Genomic DNA, 17,249 nt, shown 5'->3' with positions numbered 1-17,249 from the left:
CATGAAAAGAGGACGGCATAGACCTTCTGGTCATGCCGTCCTCTTTGAATGACAAGTTGTCGCTCTGGTGGGCGCGCAGCGTCGAGCAGTTGCGCGGTTTGGTAAAACCGCGCAACCCAATTAGAAGCGGTTGCCGCGGAAGCCGCCACCGTTGCGGCCGCCGCGATCACCACCGCGACCGCCGCGGTCGCCGCCACGGTTGCCGCCGAAGCCGCCACGGTTGCCACCGCGGTCGCCATAGCCACCACGGTTGCCGCCAAAGCCGCCGCGACCGCCACGGTCGCCGCCACGGTCACCAAAGCCGCCACGGCCGCCACGATCGCCACCGCGACCGCCACGGTCACCGCCGCGGCCACCGCGATCGCCAAAGCCACCGCGGCCACCACGGTCGCCGCCACGGCCACCGCGATCGTCACGGCCACCGCGAGGACCGCGGTCCTCGTCCAGGCCCATGGCGACGAGCGGAGCGATAACCTTATCGAGAGCGGCCATCAACTCGGTGGCCTCCTCGTAAGAAAGCTCGGGCAGGAGCTTCTCCTTCTTGTTGGCAAGCTCGACCAGGCCCTCGGCGGCATCCTCGGCAGCGAAGACGACGATCTTGCGCATATCGCCCTCGGCGTCGTCGATGCGGCCGACCAGATCGGCAGCCTCGGCCTCGGCCATCAGGCCATCGAGCTCACGAAGGCGCATGCCCAGCAGGTCGGACATCTCCTTCTGCTCCATCTTGGGCTTGAGGTCAAGAAGCTTGATGGCGCGCTCGATGTTCGCCATGCGCTCAGCCTTGGCCTCCTCCTCCTTGGAAATAGCAAAGCGACGGCTGCGCAGCAGGCGGGCGGCCTTCTGCATCTTGTCCATCAGCTCTTCGTCATCGTAATCAGCGGCGGCCTCGACAACCTCGGCCTCCTCCTCGGCGGAAACCTCGTCAGCAGCCTCAACCTCGGCAGCTTCGGTCTCCACGGTCTCGACTGCCTCGACCTCGGCAGCCATGGTCTCGTTCTCGGTCTCGTTCATGATCTCTTCGTTCTCAGACATGAGACTCCTTCTTGGCCCTCTCGGGCATCATCGCCCCATTCGCGGGGCCCGTCGCGCACTCTTTGCGCTTTATACATTCATGCCTCTCGGCAAAACGTCCATTAGTTTATGGTGTCGCCATCCAATCTAGCTGCAGAATCTATGTGCACACATTAATGCGACATGTGCGACTCGCGGCGAGCGTACACCAGCGACACCGCGAACCCGACAACGGCAATCACGGCCGCTACGCGCACGGCGGCTGCAAATCCAATCGCCTGGGCAACGTCCGCCGCAACGCCAGTGGCGCCGGCAACCGCCGAAGAACTCGAGAGCAGGCCGATAAACAGGGACGGGCCAAACGACGCGGCAATCATGTTCCACGTGTTGAGCAATGCCGTTCCGTGAGGATGCTCAGCGGCGGGCGACGTCTCCAGGCCGGCCGTCTGCGAGGGGCTCAGCACCAAACCGACACCGGCATACACCACAACAGTCAGCGCCACGACAATACCAATTCAAGCTTAGTGTTCGAGCGCTCTCCAACATTTCGAACGAGCTTTGCTGCCGCCGCGGCGACCACGACACCGCCCACCAGCGGCACTACGAACACCGCCCTCCAGCCAAACAACGTGCACATAAGACCGCTGATCACGGGTCCAAACGCCGGCCCTAGCGTAATGCAGGCACCGCCCAGACTCAGGTACAGACCGAGCTTCTCACGCGGGGCGCAAGACAGCACCACGTTCATCATGAGCGGAAACAAGATGCCCGATCCCGCAGCCTGCAAAATGCGACTTGGCAGCAAGACGGTAAACGTTGGGGCGACCAAGCACAGGACTTCTCCGGCGACCAGGCATCCACATGCGAAAAACAGCAGCTTACGCGTCGAAAAACAACCAGACAGAAAGGCCATGATGGCCGTAAAGATCGACGTCACGATCATGTAGCCCGAAACAAGCCACTGCGCCGTGGTGGCACTCACCGAAAAGGCCGCCATAATGTCGTGCAGCGCCACGTTAATGATGTTCTCGTTAAACGCGGCAACAAAGGCTGCGATATACATAACGATGAGAAACGCCGAAGTGCCCGATGGCGTTGCCCTAACTTGTTGCTGAGATTTGCTCCCCTTGCATTTCCTTCCTCTTGGAACGACAGTCGTATCGCCCCAGAGGAACAGTCCAGGGCGAGGATGAGCCCTAGACTTACGCCAGACGCCGCACGCGACGAGTTTGGCAACATGGTCCAACGTCGAAAGATTGTAACGCAGACGCACAGCTTTCCTTCCGCGCTATTATCAAAAGTCCACGAAAGCATGAGACATGAGGAGCCCGCCATGATTAAGCCCATCATGAAATCCGAGTTCTTTTTGCGCCTGCCCTCCGAAGACGCAGGGCCCGATGATGCCGCGACCGGGCAGGACCTCCTGGATACGCTCCTCGAGCATGAGCACGAGTGCGTTGGCCTCGCCGCCAACATGATCGGCGTGCGCAAACGCATCATCTGCGTAAAGGACGGCAACAGGGCGCTGCTGATGTACAACCCTCAAATTCTTGAGCAGGTCAATGCCTATCAGACGAGCGAAGGATGCCTCTCGTTGATCGGCGAGCGCCCCTGTACCCGCTACCGTCGCATTAAGGTGGAGTATTTGGACGAGAACTTCGTCCACCGCATCAAGAACTTCTCGGGCTACACCGCCGAGATCATCCAACACGAAATCGACCACTGTTGCGGAATCGTTGTATAGTTCCGCCGTTCTACCGAACGGCGGACCGCTTGACGCTGCGCGAGCCGCATTCACACCAATCTGACGTTCAGCTTCAAGGGCGCGACCAAAAGGTCAGCGCCCTTTCGCTTCACGTCACCTTGGCGCAAATGCGGCTCGCTCGCTGTCGTTTGCCTATCCTGCGACGCTTCAGTTCTCGCGGCGGCACATATCTAATCCCCTACGACTGGCGATAGTGATCGAAGAAGTCAGCCAAGTCTTCGAGGGACTCCTTGAGCACTTCCATGCGCGGCAGGTACACGATGCGGAAGTGGTCGGGCTCGGCCCAGTTAAAGCCGCCGCCGCGGGTGATCAGGATCTTCTTCTCGTGTAGCAGGTCAAGGGCAAACTGCTCGTCATCGGTGATGTTGAATTTCTTGACATCCATCTTGGGGAAGATATAGAACGCCGCACGCGGCTTGACCACCGAGATGCCGTCAATCTTGTTGAGCGCCTCATACACAAAGTTGCGCTGCTCGTAGACACGGCCGCCGGGACGGATGTAGTCGTTGACGGACTGGTGTCCACCGAGTGCCGTCTGGACGATTGACTGAGCCGGCACGTTGGAGCACAGGCGCATGTTCGAGAGCATGTTGATGCCCATAATAAAGTCGCTCATGCAGCGCTGGTTGCCCGAAAGCACCATCCAGCCAATACGATAGCCCGCAATCATGTGCGACTTGGAAAGGCCGCTAAAGGTGACGCAGGGCAGGTCGGGAGCGAGCGAGGCAATCGAGACGTGCTCGTAGCCGTCCATGCACAGGCGGTCGTAGATCTCATCAGCAAAGATCATCAGCTGATGCCTGCGTGCAACCTCGACGATACCCTCGAGCACCTCGCGCGGATAGACGGAACCCGTGGGGTTGTTGGGGTTGATAATGACGAGGGCCTTGGTCGCGCTCGTGATCTTGGACTCCATATCCTCCAGATCGGGATACCAATCCGCTTGCTCATCACACAGATAGTGAACGGGATGACCGCCGGCAAGGGTTGCGCACGCCGTCCAGAGCGGATAGTCGGGGCTGGGGATCAGAATCTCGTCGCCATTGTCGAGCAGTGCGTTCATCGAAAGCTGAATGAGTTCGGACACGCCGTTGCCCGTGTAGATGTGCTCCATCTGAACATTGGGCAGGCCCTTGATCTGCGAGTACTGCATGATCGCCTTGCGCGCGGAGAACAGTCCGCGCGAGTTGGAATAGCCTTCGCAGTCGGGCAGCTGCTGGCGCATATCCTTAATGACCTCATCGGGCGTGCGAAAACCAAAGGGCGCAGGGTTGCCGATGTTGAGCTTGAGGATGCGCTCGCCTTCGTCCTCCATACGGGCGGCTTCATCGACGACGGGGCCGCGGACGTCGTAGAGGACGTTGTCGAGTTTGGTGGATTTAGAAAAAGTACGCATGGGGACGCTCCTTGCAATTTGGGCTGAGGGATTGAGTTCGGGCTTGGAAACGTTGCGGGGCGATGATGTCTCGCCTTGATCGGCGTCACCGGCGAGCAGCCAGGTAACATCGACCTCCAAAATACGGGCGAGCAGCTCTGCCACATCACGCCGCGGGATCGTCTTGCCGCTCACATATTGGCTCATCTGACTCTTGCCGAGTTTTTTGCCGAGCATCTCCGATGCGCGGATCACGTCCGACTGGCGAACGTCGCGATCGGACATAGCCTGTCGCAGGCGATCGCTAAACGTCTCTTGGGCCACAGGAACCTCCTTGCTGGCAAAGTTCAATTTATAGAACACGAATTGAACCAAGGTTCAATTTAGCAAGCAGTATAGCGCCGTGCTCTTTCGAAAAGTTCAATTTCAATAATAAAGCGAACCACACCTCGAGATTTATCCCAAAGCGACAACGGTATGCGCTCGCCTAGAGATATTCGAGAAAACGAGCGGCGGCAAGCGAAACGTCGGCCGTTCGATATATGGCGTTAATCTGCCGATGGGGACGTCCCTCGAGCGGACGAATGGCGACATTGAACTGGCAGCGCCGCGAGATGAGCGCCGGAAGGATGCTCACGCCCAAGCCGTCCTCGACCATGGCCATAATCGCATAGTCATCCCAGGTCGACAGTTTTGAGCGCACCGTCAGCCCCGCCCGACGGAACAGCGGCGTAATCTCGTCATCGGTGCCGCGTTCCAGCAGAATAAACTGCTCGTTGGCCAAGTCGGCAAGCGAGACGGCCCCCTCACTAGCAAGCAGAGAGTCTGTCGGCACCACCGCCATCAACTCGTCGCGCACCAGAGATCGCGATGTCATGCCATTTTCTCGGGACTCATGCGGGATAAAGCCCAGATCGCAGCGGCCCTGCGCCACCCATTGTTCAATCTCTGAATAGTCGCCCATCAGTAACTCGTAATCGACGTCTGGATAATCGGCGCGAAAACGCGCGATCACCGGCGGCAGCACGTGGGTCGCCACGCTCGAAAACGTACCGATGCAGATTTTGCCACGCATGAGCCCACGCATCTCATCCACACGCCGCTGCAAGCGAATGAATTCCTCGCAGAGCGCCTCGACAGCCGGCATGACCTGCCGCCCGTCGGCAGAAAGCGTCACGCCCTCGCGGCTGCGGTCGAGCACCTTAAAGCCCCAGTCGGCCTCGAGGTCGGCCACCATGCGGCTCACGCCCGATTGCGAATAGCTCAGGCGCTCTGCAGCACGCGTAAAGCTGCCGGCACGCACCGTCTCGAGCAGCACTTGCATCTTTTGGATATTGGTCTCCACGGTACACCCCCACCCTTGCATGAGTTTTTGTCATGTTTTCCATGCATTATATTCGCTTTTCTTCTAAAGCCAGTTCACCCATAGTGAACATGTTCGGATATATAGGGGATGTCAGCGCATGAACAACGGACTGTTTACGTACTTAGCAGCATTGCTATTGTTTGGCTCCAATGGCATCATCGCCGCTGCCATCGCGCTGCCGAGCTCCGATATCGTGCTCCTGCGCACGTTTTTGGGCGCTCTCACCCTTGCCGCCATCCTCTTCATAACCAAGCGCCATAACCTGCAGGCTCCGTCTCGCCCCCGTGAGGCCGCAGCGCTCATCGTCTCGGGCGCCGCGCTGGGCGCCAGCTGGATTTTCCTGTTCCGCGCCTATCAGACGATCGGTGTTGGCATCTCCTCGCTGTTGTATTACTGCGGCCCCATCATCGTTATGGCCCTCTCCCCGCTCATTTTTGGCGAAAAGCTGACCGGCGGCAAAATCGCCGGGTTTATCGCCGTTGCCTGCGGCGCCTTTCTCATTGCGGCACAAGGTCTAGGCGGCAATATGCCCATTGCGGGTATCGCTTGCGGCATCGCCTCGGCCTTCTGCTACGCGTTGATGGTCATCGCTAGCAAGGGTGCGCCACACGTCGAAGGCCTCGAAAACTCCGCGCTCCAGGTGAGCGCCGCCTTTATGACCGCGCTGGTCCTTACGCTCCTCACGCAGGGCGCCCCCTCGTTCCTCTCCCCCAGCATTGCCGCCGGCATCGATTGGCGCGCCGTCGCCATGCTCGGCGTCGTCAACACCGGCATCGGCTGCCTGCTCTACTTTAGTGCTGTCGCCAAGCTGCCCGTGCAGACCGTCGCGGTTGTCGGCTACCTCGAGCCGCTTTCGGCAGTCGTGTTCTCCGCCGTCCTTTTGGGCGAGACCATGACGCCAATCCGCCTCATGGGCGCCGCGCTCATCATCGGCGGCGCGGTCTTTTGCGAACTCGCCGGCAAACGCGCAAGCACCAAGGCCGGTATCGCCCAGGCAGCACGCGCTTAAGGGACATTTTCTCGGGGCGCATGCGGGATAAAGCCCAGGTCGCAGCGCCCCTGCACCTCACAGGAGATGCAGGGGCGCTTTGCACTGCAGTAAAGCTATGGGCTACGAACGACGCAGCTCGGGAACCACGAGCCTATCGGGGCTCGCGCCCTCGGCATCCATCAGGCTCACGTAACGAATCGACGGATCCCCATACATCGCGTAGTAATAATTGCCCGTGCGCGCGCTAAAGCATCCGGTATAGATAGTCTTCTCGAACTTGCCATCGCCCATCCTGGACGCCCCCTCAATCATCACCACGCCCTCGAGCGAGCGGAACATGCGAACGACGTTTTCGGTCTCGCTCTCCTTTTGCGGGTAATTGGCATTGAGGTACGCCGCCTTTACAAAACGGCTCGGCGAATAGCAATCGCCCGGAATGCCGCGCATGCCGGCACCGGCTCCATAGGGCTTAAGCTCGGCGCCACGCCATGTCGCCGTCTGCGGAAAATCGCTTGTGGCGGTGATATAGGTGCGCAGGTTTTCCATGTGCCACGGGAAGGTCGGCTGGTTGGCAAGGGTGTCGACCGGATCGTCGTATACATGCAGGCCGTCAGCCATCATCTCGACCACGATGCTGCGCTGGCTGTCGCCGATAATCCAATGGAGCAGCGACACGCCCAGCCCCTCTCCGGCAGATTTGGCGACAATCACCGTGTCGCGCAGCGCGGCCTCGACCTCATCGACCGTCGAGAACGTCGCTGCCACCCACAGGGGAAACTCATAGGCCGCGATATTGTTCTTGCCGTCGACAGGGCCCTCGGCATACTCGGCATAGCCGGGAAAGTTGAGCCCCGCCACAGCCAGACCCGCATCGTTACCACAGTCGAAAAACATGGGATAGTTCTTGTAATCGATGCACATGCCGATTACCGCGTGTGCCGCCGACGCATCGTCGATAAACGAATACGGAATGTGGAACCCGCGCGGCATCACGCGAACCTGTTGGCCGTAGTCAAAGCTCCAGTCGAGGTTGCGGCCCAGATACATGTGGCCAGAATTATCGGTAAATCGAATGCTCGTGCACATAGCGCCTCCTAGCTTTACGGTCCTGCTAAGGTTATTGTCACCAAACAAAAAGGCGCTAAACACAAAAGCCCGGACATGACAACAATGTCACGCCCGGACCAAAAGAGACGAAGTGCGGTGCTTTGGTCCCCTTAGACCAACTTTCCAAGACAGTGGTCGATCATATGCTGGACCATCTGCGCCTCGAAGCCCACAAAGTCCTGCTTGCGCTCGCGCATCTTGCCATCGACGATCTGGTCAAAGGCAACCTTGCACTTGATATAGCGCGTGGACTTGGTGACCTCCTCGTGCGTCAGGCAGCTCTCCTCCATCTTGCTGGCGCCCAGGCCAAACACCAGACGGGGGTTGTAGAGCACGTGGGGCTCGCCGGCGTCGTCCAGGTAGACGCAGACCTTCTTGGTAACGCCGATCTGGTTGGCGGCCAAGCAGCCGGCATCATCGAGCGACTTGATGGTATCGATCAGGTCCTGAGCAACCGACTCGTCCTCGACGGTCGCAACCTCGCAACGCTGGGACAGGATAGCCTCGTCGTGGCAAAGCTCTTTAATCATACGTTCCTCCATAGGGGTCGTTGTAACCGCTTAAGTATACGGTACCCACACATTTTCATGCGATAAATACCGTCCGTCTGTTACAAAGCGCCGAACATCAACATGCGAGGAACAGCAAGGTTGTAAAGGCGATATAGTAAATGAGTTCGTGTCAATCGGCCTAAACTCGGGGCCGAACAAGGAAAGGGTATGCATGGACGAACTTTTTCACGTCAGTGAGCGCAAGTCCACAATCGGGACCGAACTTCGCGCTGGACTGACAACATTCCTGGCGATGGCCTACATCATCGCCGTCAACCCCGCAGTGCTCTCGGGCGCTGGCATTGATGCGGGAGCGCTCGCCTGCGCCACCTGCCTGGGCGCCGGCATCATGACCATCTGCATGGGCATCTTCGCAAACCGCCCGCTCGCCTGCGCTTCAGGCCTGGGCATCAACGCCATGATCGCGGGCATCACCACCACCATGTGCGGCGGTGACTGGCACGTCGCCATGAGCGTTATCTTCCTCGAGGGTATCGTCATCTTGCTGCTCGTCCTTTGCGGCCTGCGCGAGGCCATCATGGACGCCATCCCCGTGGTCCTGCGCCACGCCATCTCGGTGGGTCTGGGCCTGTTTATCGCCATGATCGGCCTGTGCGACGCCGGCATTATCACCGCTGGCGCCGGCACACTCGTCGGTCTGGGCGACATCACCTCCCCCACCTTTATCGTCGGCATCATCTCCATCGTCGTGACGGTTGCCCTGGCCTCCCGCAACGTGCCGGGCTCGCTGCTCATCGGTATCATCGTCGCCGTTATCGCCGGCATCCCGCTGGGCGTCACCCACGCCCCCGAGGGCCTCATCGCCCCGCTCGATTTCTCGACCTTCGGCGCCCCGTTTGCCAGCACCGCCGACGGCAACATGGCTATCGTGAAGGTTCTGACCGACCCGATGCTGCTCGTCGTGGCCTTCTCGCTGCTCATGAGCGACTTCTTCGACACCATGGGCACCGCGATGGCCGTCGCCAAGCAGGGCGAGTTCCTGACCGAGGACGGCAATGTCGAGGACATCCGCCCCATCCTGGTTGTTGACTCCGTGGCCGCCGCTGCCGGTGGCTTTATGGGCGTCTCCTCCATCACCACCTTCGTCGAGTCCACTTCCGGCGCCGCCGACGGTGGTCGCACGGGCCTCACCTCCGTCACCACCGGCGTGCTGTTCATTCTCGCCGCGTTCTTCTCCCCCATCGTCACCATCGTTTCCAGTGCCGCCACCTGCGGTGCCCTGGTCTATGTCGGCTACCTCATGATGAGCGAGGCCTCCGAGATCGACTGGTCCGACGTGTCGCAGGGCTTCCCGGCGTTCATGATTGTCGCCGGCGTGCCCTTCACCTACTCCATCTCCGCCGGCATTGGCCTGGGCTTTATCGCCTACGTGATCGTCGCGCTCTTTAAGGGCGAGGCCTCCAAGATCAAGCCGCTCATGTGGATTGCAGCCCTCGCCTTCCTCGTCTACTTCTTTGTAGCGTAAGGGCAAGATTCACAATACCAAACACCAAAGCGCGGAGTCGCATCGAGCGGCTCCGCGCTTTGCTTTTAAAGCCAGGCACCGCGCGGGCGCGCGATGTATTGCTTCCCAAGTTTTGGACATTTTGCCCTCCAAACGGCACTACCGACGGCTACATCCTGCAGATATGCTGGATATAACCGCATAGGCCCTATGAGGATGGGAGTAACCATGGCCGCCTTGTTCACGACCCCCAAGCGCAATGACAAAACCTCAGGAGCCCATTTTGTCGAGCCCGACGTGCACCGTCGCGCACTGCTCGCGCACGGCAGCTGGCGCCGCGTGACGCGCCGCATCGTTGCGGGCGCCGTGTGCGCGCTCACGGTGAGCTCGCTGCTCATGCCGAGCATCTCGCTCGCGGCCGAGTGGATTGATGTTGGCGGCACCCAGTACAACGCCGGCACTGCGGCGGGCGACGGCGCCGGCACCTGGAGCTGGGACGGCGCCGACGACATGAAGCTCATCAACTATAACGGCGGTGAGATCAAGGCTGCAGGCAAGCTCAACATTGTCTATGAGGGCAAGAACACCGTGAAAACCGAGCCTGATTACACCGGAGCCGCCATCAAGGCGCAGGACGGCACTAGCCAGAAAGCAGAGTTGAACATAACGAGCTCGAATAGCACGGATGAGCTCAATGTGACAGCCGAGGCCGATGCAATTAAATCAACAGGCGACCTCTCCATTTCTGGCCCAGGCACTGTGAACACCACAAGCACTGCTTCCGACGGAATTGAGGCAAAGGGCGATCTCTCTATCACGGGCTCGGGCACCGTGAATGCAACGGGCGGTACCGAAGGCATCCAATCCAAGGGCAAGACCACCATCGATTCCTCTGGCACAGTGATCGCTAAAGGAGGCGAAGGTTACGGCGTCGCCGCGGGCAGTGACCTGATCATCAAAGGCGGTGGCAAGGTAGAAGCAAGCTCGATAGAAGAAGCGGCGATTTGGGCTGACGGCAACATCGACATCTCGGGCGGCAGCCAGGTCAAGGCAAGCTCCCAGGGAGATCTTGCCGTCGACGCTGAGGGTAGTCTCGCGGTCACGAACGCCTCCCTTGACGCAAGCGGTGTTGAATATGGTGTCTATGCCTACAAGGGCGTTACGCTCGATCATGCGACCGTGACGGTCCGCACAAGCGCGAGCGGCGGCCAGGCCATCGCCCTCATCACTGATGGGGACGACATCGTCATCAAGAATGGTTCCATCGTGGACGCGTTCGCAGAAGGCAAATTCTCGGTTGCAATCTCTACCAGAAACCACCAGCCAAACGTCGCTGGCGGCCACATCTACATCAGCGACTCCGTTGTTAAGGCTATGGCCCGCTATGTCGAGACCGGTGGCGATGGCCCCGATCACTACAGCAACGACCAAAGCGGCGAGGTCATCCCTGAGCCTAGGGGTCTGAACATCGGTATCTTCGCCCAGACCTACGAGGGCATCACGCCCGCGAGTATCTCGATCGTCCGCAGCAAGCTCACGGCCGAGGGAGACACGGCGGCAATCTTCGCTCTTGCCATAAGCGAGGATGGCAAGGCGATCGGCACCATCGAGATCGAAGGCGCTCCCATCCAGGCGCCCGCAGGCGGCAAGATCATTAACTATCGCAACAAGGAAGAACTCAGCGGCGGCATCCTCTGCGAGGCGGGTCAAACCATCGGCACGGGCGACGACGTGATCGACTCTCCCTATGACGCCGCTGTCGCCAAGAGCACGCTCACCGTACCTCCCGAGAAGATCAAACCCGAGGAAAAGTCCGGCGAGACCAAGCCCGAGGGTTCCAAGCCCGAGGGCGCAAAGACGACCAAGACCGTTGCAGTTGCAGCCACGGGAGCCAAGATCGCCGGCAAACTCGCAGCAACCGGCGACACCTCGAGCGCGGCCATCATAGCGACCGCCCTTGCAGGAACGGCCACCATCGTCACAGGCGCCCTGGCGAGTCGCAAACGCTCGTAAACACTTTTTCGCACAGGACGGGTGCATCGCGGCCCTTGCCTTCCTCGTCTACTTCTTCGTAGCGTAAGGGCAAGGCTACAAAAGCTGAACAATAAAGCGCGGAGTCGCCATGCGGCCCCGCGCTTTTCTTTTAGCGCCGGTCCCTGCACCGGCGTGCGGCCTATTTCTCCCCCATTTTGGCCATTTTGCCCTCCATACGGCACTACCGCCGGCAACATCCAGCAGATACGCTGAATCTAGTCGTATAGGCCCTATGAGAACGGGAGCAACCATGGCAGCCTTGTTCACGACCCCCAAACGCAATGACACTACCGCCGGAACCCATGTTGCCGAACCCGACGTTCGCCGTCGCATAGGACTCGCGCACGGCAGCTGGCGCCGCGTGACGCGCCGCATCGTCGTGGGAGCCGTATGCGCGCTCACGGTAAGCTCGCTGCTCATGCCGAGCGTCTCGCTCGCAGCGGAATGGGTCAAGGTCGGCGGCAACAAGTACAACACCGCGGCGAGCGACGAGGCCGGTACCTGGTCGTGGGACGGCGCCGACGACTTGAAGCTCAGCAACTATAACGGCGGCGAGATCCAGGCCGCAGGCAAGCTCAACGTGAATTACTCGGGAACCAACATCGTCACTGCCGAATGGATCGAAAGCATCAACGTTTCTCATGGCACTAACGAGAATGCCGAGCTCAATATCCAAGGCGACGAGGGCGGCACGCTCAGCGTGACATCTACTGAGGACGCTATCCTCTCCACGGGTAATATCAAAATCGACGGAGCCGGATCCGTCAACGCCACGAGCACTGGGTTTGATGCCATCAATGCCGGGGGTGATCTCGCTATCAAAGGTTCGGGCAACGTCAACGCCACGGGCGCATCGGATGGCATCAGGGCAAACGGCAATATCACGATTGACGACAGCGGAGCCGTCACCGCCAGGGCTACCAAGGACAAGGGTATTGGAACCGACAAGAACCTCACCATAAAGGGTGGCGGGGCAGTCGAGGCAAGCTCAGCCGATGGTGAGGCCCTTTGGAGCGGCGGCAATATCAACATCTCGGACGGCAGCCAGGTCAAGGCAAGCTCCGAGAAAGACGCTGCCATCGAGGCCAAGGGCAGCCTCGCAGCCACAAACGCCTCCCTCAACGTAAACGGTGTTGAATATGGCGTCTATGCCCACAAGGGCATCACCCTCGATCATGCAAACGTGACGGTCCGTGCAAGTAAAGGCAGATACGGTGGCGCCATCGCCCTCTTCACCTACCAGGACGACATCGTCGTCAAGAACGGCTCCACCGTGGACGCGTTTGCGGAAGGCGAGGTTTCGGCTGCATTCTCCACCAGAAACGATCGACCCAACGAGAAGGGTGGCCACATCTACATCAGCGACTCCGTTGTCAAGGCCATAGCCCGCTATGTCGAGAACGGCGACGGCCCCATCCCCTACAGCGAAAACCAAGATGGCGAGACGAGGCGCGAACCCCAAGGCGAGAACATCGGCATCATCGCCCAGACCAGCGAGGGCGTCACACCCGCAGTCATCTCGATCATCCGCAGCAAGGTAACGGTCGAAGGAGATACAGCGGCAATCTTTGCCCGTGCCATGAGCGCTGACGGCAAGACAATCGGCACCATCAAGATTGAGAACGCCGCCATCCAGACGCCCGAAGGCGGCAAGGTCATTGACTATCGCAAGCTCCGTGACGGCATCTACGAAGCAGGCCAAGCCATCGGCACGGGCGACGCCACGGTCGACTCCCTCTATATCAAAGCAGTCGCCAAAAGCACGACCATCGCACCTCCCGAGGTAGCCAAGCCGGAAGACCCCAAGCCCGACGAGACCAAGCAGAACCCCAAGCCTGAGGGCTCAAAGCCGACCAAGGCCGTTGCGGCTTCAACCACGAAAGCCAAGACTACCGGCGTGCTCGCGGCGACCGGCGACACCTCGGGTGCGGCCATCGTGGCAACCGTCCTTGCGGGAACAGCCGCTATCGCCGCAGGCACCATGGCGAGCCGTAAGCGCTCTTAGACGCCTCTGCGCACATGGCAGCTCCCGCGAAGGCCCCGAGCCCCAGCACCGTTTAACAACGCCACCGCCGAGCTCCCCTCCGGCGGTGGCGTTTTCCATATGCGTCCGCAGGGGATGCACGAGATTGTCTTTGGTCTAGCCCAACCGGCATACGCTGGCGTGCGACAATTGGGGCTGCCGATATCACAACACTGAGAGAAGCCCGTCATGGAAGCGCATCAAAAGCAGATAACCGTTTATTCGAATCATACGGAAAGCGCGCCTGTCATCTACCTTCCTGTGGTCGTGGGCGACGGCAGCGAGGTTTATAAGTGTTGCCGAGAGCTCGACTGTCCGCCATTCGCCCTCGTCACCATTGGCGGGCTCGATTGGAATCGCGAGCTGAGCCCCTGGGCATGCGACGGGACCGTACGCGATGCCGAGCCTTTCGGCGGCCAAGCTGCCGGTTTTCTTGATGAGCTGCTGAATCAGATAATCCCCCAGGTCGAGTCATCGCTTCCTCAGCCGCCCACCTGGCGTGGCATTGCCGGTTACTCGCTCGCGGGCCTCTTCGCACTCTGGTCCCTCTGGCAAACCGACGCATTTGACCGCGCCGCGAGCGCATCGGGGTCGCTATGGTTTCCCGACTTTGTCGATCGCGCCAGCACGGCGCCATTTGCCGGCAGCCCGCAGGCTGTCTATCTGTCGCTCGGTAAAAAGGAGACCAAGACTCCCAACCGCATGATGCGGCACGTACTCGACGATACGCGCGCAATGGAAAAGCTGCTCGGCGAACGTGGTATTCCCACGACGCTGGAGCTCAACCCCGGCAATCACTTTTCCCAGACCGACTTGCGCATGGCCCGCGGCATCCACTGGATACTGACGCATTAAAAATGGTGCCCACGCGCATATACGCATGGGCACCATATCTTGTTTTAGCTGGACGCAGTTGTTACTCAGCAGCCTCCTCAAGCTCGGAGACGTCAAACTCAAAGTCGTTACCCGGCAGGATGGCGTTGAGCACGATGCCCACCAGCGAGCCCACGGCAAGGCCGGAAAGCGAAATCGTCACGCCGCCCAGCTCAAGCACGATGGCGCCGGCGGTGCTGTACGCAATGCCGAGCGAAAGCACGAGCACCAGGGCGGCCACCAGCACGTTGCGGTTGTTTTGGAAATCGACCTGGTTCTCGATGAGGTTGCGGACGCCCACGGCGCTGATCATGCCATAGAGCACGAGCGACACGCCGCCGATTACACACGCCGGCATGGCCGCAATGACAGCCGCGAACTTGGGGCAGAACGAGAGCGCAATGGCACAACATGCGGCAATGCGAATCACGCGCGGGTCAAACACACGCGTTAGGGCAAGCACACCGGTGTTCTCGCCATAGGTGGTGTTAGCCGGAGCGCCAAAGAGCGATGCGAGAATGGTCGCCAGGCCGTCGCCAAGCAGCGTGCGATGCAGGCCAGGATCGGCGATGTAGTTACGCTCGCAAGTGGAGCCGATAGCCGAGATGTCACCGATATGCTCGATCATGGTCGCAAAGGCCAGCGGCATAATGGTGATGATGGCCGTCGTGGCAAGACCGCTATCGAACTGCGGGCCAAAGAGCGCAAACACGGTGTTATCCCACACGACGGGCAAGCCAACCCAGGGAGCGGCTGCGACGCCCGAGAAATCAACCTCGCCGAGCGCAGTCGCAACGGCATAGCTCACCACAACGCCCAGCAGAATCGGCACGATCTTGACCATGCCACGGCCCCAGATGTTGCAGATGACGATCACCGCCACAGCGACAACGGCAACAAGCCAATTGGTCTGGCAGTTGGCGATGGCAGAGCTTGCCAAGATCAGGCCGATGGAAATGACGATGGGGCCAGTCACTACCGGCGGGAAGAAGCGCATAACGCGCTTGGCACCAAACGCGCGAAACAGGGCCGCCAGCACCGGATAGAGCAGGCCGGCACAGGCTACACCTAGGCAGGCGTAGGGCAAAAGCTCGGCCTCGCCGTTGGGCGCGATGGCGGCATAGCCCGCGATAAAGGCAAACGAAGATCCCAAAAACGCTGGCACCTTGCCGCGCGATAGGAAGTGGAAGAGCAGCGTGCCCAGGCCGGCAAACAAAAGGGTCGCCGACACCGAGAGACCGGTGAGCACGGGTACGAGCACCGTGGCACCGAACATCGCGAATAGATGCTGCAGACCGAGTAGGAACATGCGCGGGCGACCGAGCGACGACGCATCGTAGATGGCATCGGCGACGGCGGGCGTCGAGGATTGGGACATGGATGTCCTTTCATAATGGAAGGGCGCTCGGGCATATCGGATTACCTGCCCGAACGATACGATCCGAACCATTGTACGCGATGCATGCCGCTCCGACCACGACGCCCCCTGCGAACGGCAGCACTACTTCCAGATGCGCTCGGCGATGCGTTTGACCAGGGCGATCTTTGCCCACTGCTCGTCCTCGGTCAGCTTGTTGCCAATCTCGCAGCTGGCAAAGCCGCACTGGGGAGACAGATACAGGTTCTCGAGCGGCACGTACTTTGCGGCTTCGCGGATGCGCTCGACGATAACATCCTCGTTCTCGAGCTCTGCGGCCTTGGTGGTCACCAAGCCCAGCACGACCTTCTTGCCCGGGGCAACGTAGCTGAGCGGCTCAAAACCGCCGGCGCGCGGCGTATCGAACTCCAGGTAGAATGCGTCGACATCCTCATGTGCAAACAGGTACGGCGCGATGGGGTCATAGCCGCCCTCGAAAGCATAGGTAGAGTGGTAGTTGCCGCGGCACACGTGCGTGTTAATGACGAGGTCGTCGGGCTTGTCCTCGATGGCGGCGTTGTTGAGCGCCACGCCCAGCTCGCTCACCCTTTGCAGGTCAACCGGGCTCATGCCAGTCTTGGACACAAAGTCGGTATCGCAGTAGATGCCCCAGGTGCAGTCATCAAACTGGATGTTGCGGCAGCCCGCGGCATACAGGTCAGCAATCACGGTGCGGTATGCTGCGGCAATGGCATCGACGAGTTCTTCGTCGGTCTTGTAGACGGCGTGCAGACTCTCCTGCTGGCCATCGCAGCGGTCGAGTGTGACTTCGGAGAACGTCTGGATCGGCGCCGGAATGGTCTGGCGCGCGACCTGGCCCTCTCCCTCGAGCGACTTGATAAATTTGAAGTGCTCGACGAACGGATGATTCTCACCGCTAATGGGACCGGTTACCACGGCGGTGTCGGCGGTAGTCTCCTCATCGTGGAACATGTAGCCCGTGCGCGAGGCGCGGCGCTCAATGCCGTTGAGGCCCCACATAAAATCGAGGTGCCAGTAGCTGCGGCGGAACTCGCCATCGGTAATCACCTGCAGGCCGGCAGCCTTCTGCTTGGCCACTAAGTCGCGGATGGCCTCGTCCTCGACGGCCTTAAGGCCGGAAGCGTCGAGTTTACCCGCGACATAGGCGGCACGGGCGTCCTTTACAGCCTGCGGACGAAGAAAACTGCCGACGATATCGGCACGAAACGGCGCGTTCGGTTGAATCGAAGTGCTCATAGATATCTCCCTTTGCATTGGTTGCTTTACTGGGACAGAGTATGAGCGCTCAT

Annotated in this window: 15 protein-coding genes; 6 read left to right on the top strand and 9 right to left on the bottom strand. The window is 60.1% G+C overall.

The genetic code is table 11. The annotated features are described in order from the left end of the window. Positions 1-120: 120 nt before the first annotated feature. The 3 genes from DW754_RS02075 to DW754_RS02065 all read right to left on the bottom strand — a co-directional run bounded on the left by DW754_RS02075 (position 121) and on the right by DW754_RS02065 (position 2,074). Positions 121-1,032, bottom strand: coding sequence for a hypothetical protein (locus DW754_RS02075; RefSeq protein ID WP_117833465.1), 912 nt, complete (start codon positions 1,030-1,032; stop codon positions 121-123). Positions 1,033-1,184: 152 nt separating this feature from the next. Then, on the bottom strand, positions 1,185-1,514 hold the full coding sequence (locus tag DW754_RS02070) for a hypothetical protein (RefSeq protein WP_117758250.1): 330 nt from the start codon (positions 1,512-1,514) through the stop codon (positions 1,185-1,187). Continuing rightward, the gene (locus tag DW754_RS02065) at positions 1,505-2,074 is read right to left on the bottom strand and encodes an MFS transporter (RefSeq protein WP_117758251.1); all 570 of its coding nucleotides are present in this window, start codon (positions 2,072-2,074) and stop codon (positions 1,505-1,507) included. Before DW754_RS02065 ends, DW754_RS02070 begins: the two co-directional genes overlap by 10 nt. 270 nt (positions 2,075-2,344) lie before the next feature. On the opposite strand from DW754_RS02065, the gene DW754_RS02060 reads away from it, so the two are divergent. After that, positions 2,345-2,755, top strand: coding sequence for a peptide deformylase (locus DW754_RS02060; RefSeq protein WP_117758252.1), 411 nt, complete (start codon positions 2,345-2,347; stop codon positions 2,753-2,755). 199 nt (positions 2,756-2,954) lie between these two features. Here DW754_RS02060 and DW754_RS02055 read toward each other — a convergent pair whose 3' ends face one another. Both DW754_RS02055 and DW754_RS02050 read right to left on the bottom strand, forming a co-directional pair. Further along, positions 2,955-4,436 carry an aminotransferase class I/II-fold pyridoxal phosphate-dependent enzyme gene (locus DW754_RS02055; protein WP_117758301.1) on the bottom strand — a complete coding sequence of 494 codons (1,482 nt, stop codon included), beginning with the start codon at positions 4,434-4,436 and terminating at the stop codon, positions 2,955-2,957. Positions 4,437-4,638: 202 nt separating this feature from the next. Further along, on the bottom strand, positions 4,639-5,496 hold the full coding sequence (locus DW754_RS02050; RefSeq protein WP_233508842.1) for a LysR family transcriptional regulator: 858 nt from the start codon (positions 5,494-5,496) through the stop codon (positions 4,639-4,641). 118 nt (positions 5,497-5,614) lie between these two features. Between DW754_RS02050 and DW754_RS02045 the strand changes: the two genes are divergently transcribed. Continuing rightward, positions 5,615-6,526, top strand: coding sequence for a DMT family transporter (locus DW754_RS02045; protein WP_117758254.1), 912 nt, complete (start codon positions 5,615-5,617; stop codon positions 6,524-6,526). Positions 6,527-6,628: 102 nt separating this feature from the next. On the opposite strand, the gene bsh is transcribed toward DW754_RS02045, so the two are convergent. Both bsh and DW754_RS02035 read right to left on the bottom strand, forming a co-directional pair. After that, complete coding sequence (gene bsh, locus DW754_RS02040; protein ID WP_117758255.1) at positions 6,629-7,594, bottom strand: choloylglycine hydrolase; 966 nt, start codon at positions 7,592-7,594, stop codon at positions 6,629-6,631. Positions 7,595-7,725: 131 nt separating this feature from the next. Then, positions 7,726-8,145, bottom strand: a complete 420-nt coding sequence (locus tag DW754_RS02035) for a peptide deformylase (RefSeq protein WP_117563534.1) — start codon at positions 8,143-8,145, stop codon at positions 7,726-7,728. Between the two features lie 193 nt (positions 8,146-8,338). Between DW754_RS02035 and DW754_RS02030 the strand changes: the two genes are divergently transcribed. From DW754_RS02030 to DW754_RS02015, 4 genes are all read left to right on the top strand, one after another. Continuing rightward, complete coding sequence (locus DW754_RS02030; RefSeq protein WP_117582871.1) at positions 8,339-9,652, top strand: NCS2 family permease; 1,314 nt, start codon at positions 8,339-8,341, stop codon at positions 9,650-9,652. Positions 9,653-9,859: 207 nt separating this feature from the next. Next, a complete protein-coding gene (locus DW754_RS02025) occupies positions 9,860-11,644 on the top strand; it encodes a hypothetical protein (RefSeq protein ID WP_117758256.1) in 1,785 nt (594 codons plus the stop codon). A 271-nt stretch (positions 11,645-11,915) separates the two neighbouring features. Next, a complete protein-coding gene (locus DW754_RS02020; protein WP_158561601.1) occupies positions 11,916-13,670 on the top strand; it encodes a hypothetical protein in 1,755 nt (584 codons plus the stop codon). A 207-nt stretch (positions 13,671-13,877) separates the two neighbouring features. Next, entirely contained in the window at positions 13,878-14,543 is a 666-nt protein-coding gene (locus DW754_RS02015) for an alpha/beta hydrolase (RefSeq protein WP_117655640.1), read from the top strand. A gap of 61 nt (positions 14,544-14,604) precedes the next feature. On the opposite strand, the gene DW754_RS02010 is transcribed toward DW754_RS02015, so the two are convergent. Both DW754_RS02010 and DW754_RS02005 read right to left on the bottom strand, forming a co-directional pair. Further along, positions 14,605-15,939, bottom strand: a complete 1,335-nt coding sequence (locus DW754_RS02010; protein ID WP_117647422.1) for a uracil-xanthine permease family protein — start codon at positions 15,937-15,939, stop codon at positions 14,605-14,607. Positions 15,940-16,062: 123 nt separating this feature from the next. Beyond that, positions 16,063-17,196 carry a 5-methyltetrahydropteroyltriglutamate--homocysteine S-methyltransferase gene (locus DW754_RS02005; protein ID WP_233502663.1) on the bottom strand — a complete coding sequence of 378 codons (1,134 nt, stop codon included), beginning with the start codon at positions 17,194-17,196 and terminating at the stop codon, positions 16,063-16,065. Positions 17,197-17,249: the final 53 nt, after the last annotated feature.

Source organism: Collinsella sp. AM29-10AC, from assembly GCF_003469085.1.
Taxonomy (GTDB): domain Bacteria; phylum Actinomycetota; class Coriobacteriia; order Coriobacteriales; family Coriobacteriaceae; genus Collinsella.
Note: the sequence above shows the minus strand (reverse complement) of the source record. Positions and strands in the feature narration are given on the sequence as shown.